The following is a 5,657-nucleotide window of genomic DNA, read 5'->3' on the forward strand; positions in this document are numbered from 1 at the left end:
TTGCATAGCTGGGCTACGGAACTATTTTTTTTTGACTCATTTTAGCAAAAAAGAACCAATAGATTGGACTATTTTATATGTATATTTGGTATTACATAAAAAAAAGCGGAACTAATTCCTCTTAATCCCGATAGCTGTCGGGACTAAAAACTTTTCGATAACTCCATATAGTGTTGACAATATATAATCGGTTCCATTCAACCCGAGTTTAACTTGTGTATTGTGTTTTTTGTAGGTATTTGTTGAAATAATTCCTTGCTTGGCTTTCAGGTGCAAGAAAAGGCTAGCTGTTGTGCGTTCGGTTTTTTATTTATAATTGTTTTCAAAATTCTGTACTTGATTTAGATAAAAATAGTTCGTAATTAATTTTTGTAAAATATCTATTTTTTTTTCAAGTTCTTTTGCTCTTTCTATTGCTTTAGTTTTATTTTCAACTAAATCTATTTGGTTATATACATTTTGACTTTCTTCATCAGTAACATATTGAATAAGTGATTTTAAATATATTTTTTTTTGATTTCTAAAATCATACTTTTTATTATAATATTCTCCTTTGATTTTTAAAAGATATACTGAATATTCTGCAAAAGCGTTTAATCTTTTATTTTGATGACCATAAAAAGTTCCTCCATAATTTAATTCACCATAAAGTTCATTTATTGCTTTATAAAGCTTAATTAAGTTCTGTCTTTCTGTTTTAAATTTTTGTTCTCCATTTTTTTGTTTTAAATAATATGTGTAAATCAAACAAAATTTATCTTGACCTGCTTCACTGCCAAAAGAATAATGCTCTTTCTTTCCATTTTGATTTATGTAATCCTTCCATTCTCCACTAGCTGAATATGCTTCGTGTGGATTTAAAAAAAAATCTGATTTAAAGAGTGGAAAAAGTTTTTCTATTTTGCTAAGTTCATTTTTTGAAAGAATTAATGTTTCATTCTCTTTTTCTGAATAAATAACTATTTTTTCTTTTTCAAGTTTTGCATTGTCAATAATTTGAGGTAAGCATTGAGTTAATAATTCATTGTTACTCTTCTTTTCAGTTTGTAGCTGTTTTTTTTGTTCAGAATTATCATTTTTACAACTTATGCAAATTGTAAAAAGTATAATAAAATATATTGATTTTAAGTTCATATTTTTCATTCGGTTTTCTGTCGCTCTAATCTGTCTGCCCACTATCTTATTCCCGCAATAACTCCCACTATTTATTCTTTTTTAGAAAGTATTACTAATGATTTTACCTTTTGCAATAATACAACCTATTTTTTTAAACTACAATTTTTTTTAAATTTCGTTTTATGATATTTTTTATCTTTTGAGTAATTCTCGTAGCAATTCATTTTCTTTTTGGAGGGCTTGGTTTTCTTTATGGAGCGATTCTAATTGCTCTTTTAGGGCTTTTTCTGCTTTGGTTTCATAAGGGATGCCCAGCCATTCGCCCAAATCCATCAAAAAATTGTAGTTTACAATCTGGCTCATCCGCCATAATATAGTAAACTGAAAGGAGGTGTTTTTTAGGTAATTGTTAAGGGTACTATATCGTACTCCCAAACCATCCGAAACCGTTTTCATCGCCACTTGGTTTTGATGCAAATAATACCTCACAAAATTACCTAAAGCTGGATTGTCTCCTTTTTTTACTACTCTAAATTTTTTTGTTATATTCATCTTCTTAAAATTTATTTAGCAAATTTAGTGTTTTTTTTAAATAAAATACCAATAACTACTATTTTAAATATTCATAACTACTATTTTAAATATACATAAACACTATTTTAAATATATATAAACACTATTTTAAATACAAATAACTACTATTTAATATAACCATAATTACTATTTTAAATAGCCATAATTACTATTTTAAATAGCTATCATTACTATTTTATATAGCTATAATCACTATATAAAATAGCTATAATCACTATTTTGGTATCGTTTTTATCTTTTATGATAGGGTTAGAAATAAAAAAGCCCTTACTTTATCGAAAAAGTAAGAGCTTAAAAAGTGAAATACTAAAGGTTATTGCTGAACAGGCGGTGTAGAAGGCGTGCTTGTTCCTGCTCCTTGGTTGGCAAACCGTGTTTTGAGTTGGTTGTAAATGGTGTCTGCCCCTGCTACTCCAGCATCTGCGGCACCGCCAATGGCTCTGTATGCTGCAAGTGCCGACACATACGCTTCGCTTCCTGCCAGTAGTTGTGTGTCTTCTAGGCGTTCTAGCAATTGTTTTACAATGAGAATCAGCTCATCTAATTGTGTAAAAAGCGTTAAATCATTTTGCATATTGGTTACAGATAAATAACTAGGCATAAGCGTTGGGTTGTTCGCCATGGCATTGATGGCATCTTCTGTAAATGCCTTGTTATTCACATTGATGGCTGGCAGTGCCATTCGCTCCTCGGTGGTGAGCCCCACTAAAAAAGGCAAATTGGAATTGATGGTTTGGATTGCCGTTTTTACGCCAGTTACTTGTGCAGCCGTAGCCGTAATATTAATACGATTGTTGGTTAAATTACTCATGATTTTATATTTTTTAAAGGTTTACACTATAAATATATACAAAAATAAAAAATATATCCAAATAAAAAATTATTTTTAGAAAAAATTTTCTTCCTAGTATTACCTTCAAAAAACTTTTTTAGAATACTAAAACCCTAGCCCAGACTGAAATGGAAAGTATTTCATAATTTTTTCAAGATGTGGTTATTAAAATTCTGAAAAGTTGGGAGGTTTTGCCAAGCGTTTCATGGTTCGGCTTTTAGATGCAAGGAAAGGCTAGGTGTTAGTGGCAGCTTTTTATATAAGGTCATTAATGTCATCTTGAAATACAAATTTTCTGTGATAGTCTAAATATTGTTGTCTATCTTCTGGAAAAATTCGCAAATTGTTTTTAGCATTTGGATTTATATTCAGACGTTCCCAAGTGTATGCAGAAAGTAAAGTTCCACAAATTAAATCGCCATTATCTTTGAAAGTTATGTAACCTTGGTCAAATAATTTGTCATAAGTTGGTGTTAAGGCAAGTCCGTTTAAATAATCAATTGCTTGGTCTTCTCGCCCTTCTTTTATACAAACTCTATAAGGTTTTATGTGGCTCGCAATTAATAATTTTTCATCTGTAATCTTTGTAAAAGGACATTGAGGCATATGCTCAATTACTTTTTTCCTATATAAATCTGCACCTTGTCGCCCAATTGATTTTGTTTTTTCTCGTTTTTCTTTTTCTACAATTTCAATTTCAGCAGTAGTTCCAATAAGTTTTGGGTGTACGATAGACCTAAATTGATAATCAAGTAAAATTCTGAAATAAAATAATGGTTTTTGATTTTCTTTATTACCAACAACCGGCAATAGTTTCAAAATTGACAAATAACTGATTTTAGGTAAAACAATTTTACGCCAAATGTCCCAAATTTTGTTATCTGAACGAATATAGCCACGACTTAATTTATTATCTGTAAGGTCTGAAACATCATAAATAGTGAAAAATAATTTTTCTTCTCGAAGTTCGGATATACTTTGTAAGTTTGTTGCGTACAATTCTGATATATCAAAATTGTAGATCTGTTCTTGTTTTTGATATTCAATTCTTGCATCATACAAATATTTTAGCAAGTTTGACTTGCTAAAAAAACAATTTCCCTCTTGAATTGCTGTGTAAACTCTTTCGCCATTTTCAATCCCTTTCCCCCAATTTTTATACTCGAAAAAATCGCTTAATCTTTCGCCACTTGAACCTAAATAACTACCAACATATTTTCTTGATTCTCCATTTCCTTTGAACATTTGAAGTTTGTTTTTTCTGTAAATAAAACTGTCTTCTGCTCTTAAATTTTGGATAGAGTCAATTATAAAATATTCCTTACCCTCAATATTTATTTTTTGAAAGCTCTCCATTTTTCTATTCTGCGTATTTCGTTATATCCATTTGCTTAAGTAATGCAATTAAAACATCAACCACAATACTGTTTCCAGCTTGTCTATACATTTGAGTGTCGCTTACAACTTGTTTAAAATCGTCACGAAAGCCCATTAATCTTAAACATTCTTTTGGGGTTAGTTTTCTAATTCTGCCTGAATGTGTAACGTAATTGTCCACCCCAGAACGGTGCATTTTGTGCATAGATTGCAAAAGAGGTCTTGCTATTTCAAGGTCTGTTTTTACGTTTGTCTTAAACGTTTTTGTACCACTACTTAAAACATAATCACGCACTTTGTCTGACAAATAATATTTCTCTTCTACTTCATTTACATCAAATACAAAGTCAGTAAATTCAGATACATTACCTTGCTCAAAAACAAAATCTCCGTGCCAATTAAATTGTTGGTTTGCCTTTTGGCAAAGTGCAACTTCTCCATTTATTTGGGTATAGCGTTTGTTTCTGTTTTTTGAACTTGTTACAAATTTTACTCCTTTTTCTTTTAAGTAATATTTACTATCTATAAAATCTTCTAAAAAATCTTGCATTTTATGTTCTAATGCAATGGATTCCGGAAAAGAAAATTCAGTGGTTTTATCTTTGAAACCAATTACAAAAATTCTTTCTCTGTGTTGAGGAATACCGTAATTTTTTGCGTTCAAAACTTGATAAAAGTAATTATATCCAAGTTCGTCAAATGTGGCTTTTATGGTATCAAAAGTATTCCCATTGTCGTGGTTCAAAAGTCCTTTTACATTTTCAAAAATAAAAACATTTGGTTGACTTTCTTTTACAACTCTTGCAAATTCATAAAAAAGTGTACCTCTGGTATCGTCAAATCCTTTGCGTTTTCCAACCATTGAAAATGATTGGCAAGGACTTCCTCCAACTAATAAATCTAATTTGTCTTTATATTTTTTGCCGTCAATATTGCAGACATCATTATACCAATTTTCAGCACCAATTTCATAATTTGCAAAATAACTTTGTTTCACAAAATTATCACTGTCGCAAGCAAATTGAATTTCAGAATTTAAGTTTAGTCTTTTTAGCGCATATTCAATAGCACCAATGCCTGAAAACATCGTACCAATTTTGATTGTCGCATTTGGATTTGAAAATTCTTTTTCTCTCCAATCTTTGTCAAACTTTAAAATATGTTGACTTGTTGAATAATGTTGCAAATGTTCACTTACAATACTTAAAACTTCTTCATATTGTGGATATTCTTTAAGTTCTTCCACTATTTTTGTTGAATAATGATAATTTAAAAGAGTTGTTTTATCAGTTTGTAAAATTATTGAAAGATTATCTAAAAGTTCTAAATTTATACTTCTCTCATCTTTCTCTATTTTCCCAAGTGTCGATGGGTCAATGTCAATATGTGAAGCTACTTTCCGTAATGGAAAACCCAATTCCCCACGTCTTTGTTTGATATATTCTCCAAATGTTACTTCCATTAATTGTCTATTATTTTGTTCGGACTAATTTTGTCCAAAAGTATGGAAATTATTTTACTCTCACAATATTTTTTTATCGTTTATTTTTAGCATGGTCGTCTTGTAAAATTACCGCCAACTACTAGCTATACGAAAGCTATTGCGTTTTTTAAATCATTTATCAAATGCAAACATAATACATTTTATTATTTTAGAAAACTATTTTACATTTTTAACACAAAAGTAAACTGATACCAAATATACATATAAAATAGTCAAATCTACTTGTTCTTTTTT

5 protein-coding genes are annotated in these 5,657 nt (G+C 29.7%); all 5 read right to left on the reverse strand.

Annotation, left to right across the window (positions count from 1 at the left end):
* Window positions 1–306 precede the first annotated feature (306 nt).
* Window positions 307–1,134, reverse strand: a complete 828-nt coding sequence (locus B0A58_RS06060; RefSeq protein WP_133063079.1) for a hypothetical protein — start codon at window positions 1,132–1,134, stop codon at window positions 307–309.
* 174 nt (window positions 1,135–1,308) lie between these two features.
* Window positions 1,309–1,668 carry a transcriptional regulator gene (locus B0A58_RS06065; protein ID WP_089080296.1) on the reverse strand — a complete coding sequence of 120 codons (360 nt, stop codon included), beginning with the start codon at window positions 1,666–1,668 and terminating at the stop codon, window positions 1,309–1,311.
* Between the two features lie 355 nt (window positions 1,669–2,023).
* Window positions 2,024–2,521: a hypothetical protein gene (locus B0A58_RS06070; RefSeq protein WP_089080297.1), complete on the reverse strand. Its 498-nt coding sequence runs from the start codon at window positions 2,519–2,521 to the stop codon at window positions 2,024–2,026.
* A 276-nt stretch (window positions 2,522–2,797) separates the two neighbouring features.
* A complete protein-coding gene (locus B0A58_RS06075; RefSeq protein WP_089080298.1) occupies window positions 2,798–3,898 on the reverse strand; it encodes an HNH endonuclease in 1,101 nt (366 codons plus the stop codon).
* 4 nt (window positions 3,899–3,902) lie between these two features.
* Window positions 3,903–5,381, reverse strand: coding sequence for a DNA (cytosine-5-)-methyltransferase (gene dcm, locus B0A58_RS06080; protein WP_089080299.1), 1,479 nt, complete (start codon window positions 5,379–5,381; stop codon window positions 3,903–3,905).
* Window positions 5,382–5,657: the final 276 nt, after the last annotated feature.

The organism is Flavobacterium branchiophilum NBRC 15030 = ATCC 35035 (genome assembly GCF_002217205.1).
Taxonomy (GTDB): domain Bacteria; phylum Bacteroidota; class Bacteroidia; order Flavobacteriales; family Flavobacteriaceae; genus Flavobacterium; species Flavobacterium branchiophilum.

What these genes read in the sequence shown, in the direction of transcription:
- B0A58_RS06060 (WP_133063079.1), bottom strand. Translation starts at nt 1,134, where the DNA reads ATGAACTTAAAATCAATATATTTTATTATACTTTTTACAATTTGCATA.
- B0A58_RS06065 (WP_089080296.1), bottom strand. Translation starts at nt 1,668, where the DNA reads ATGAATATAACAAAAAAATTTAGAGTAGTAAAAAAAGGAGACAATCCA.
- B0A58_RS06070 (WP_089080297.1), bottom strand. Translation starts at nt 2,521, where the DNA reads ATGAGTAATTTAACCAACAATCGTATTAATATTACGGCTACGGCTGCA.
- B0A58_RS06075 (WP_089080298.1), bottom strand. Translation starts at nt 3,898, where the DNA reads ATGGAGAGCTTTCAAAAAATAAATATTGAGGGTAAGGAATATTTTATA.
- dcm (WP_089080299.1), bottom strand. Translation starts at nt 5,381, where the DNA reads ATGGAAGTAACATTTGGAGAATATATCAAACAAAGACGTGGGGAATTG.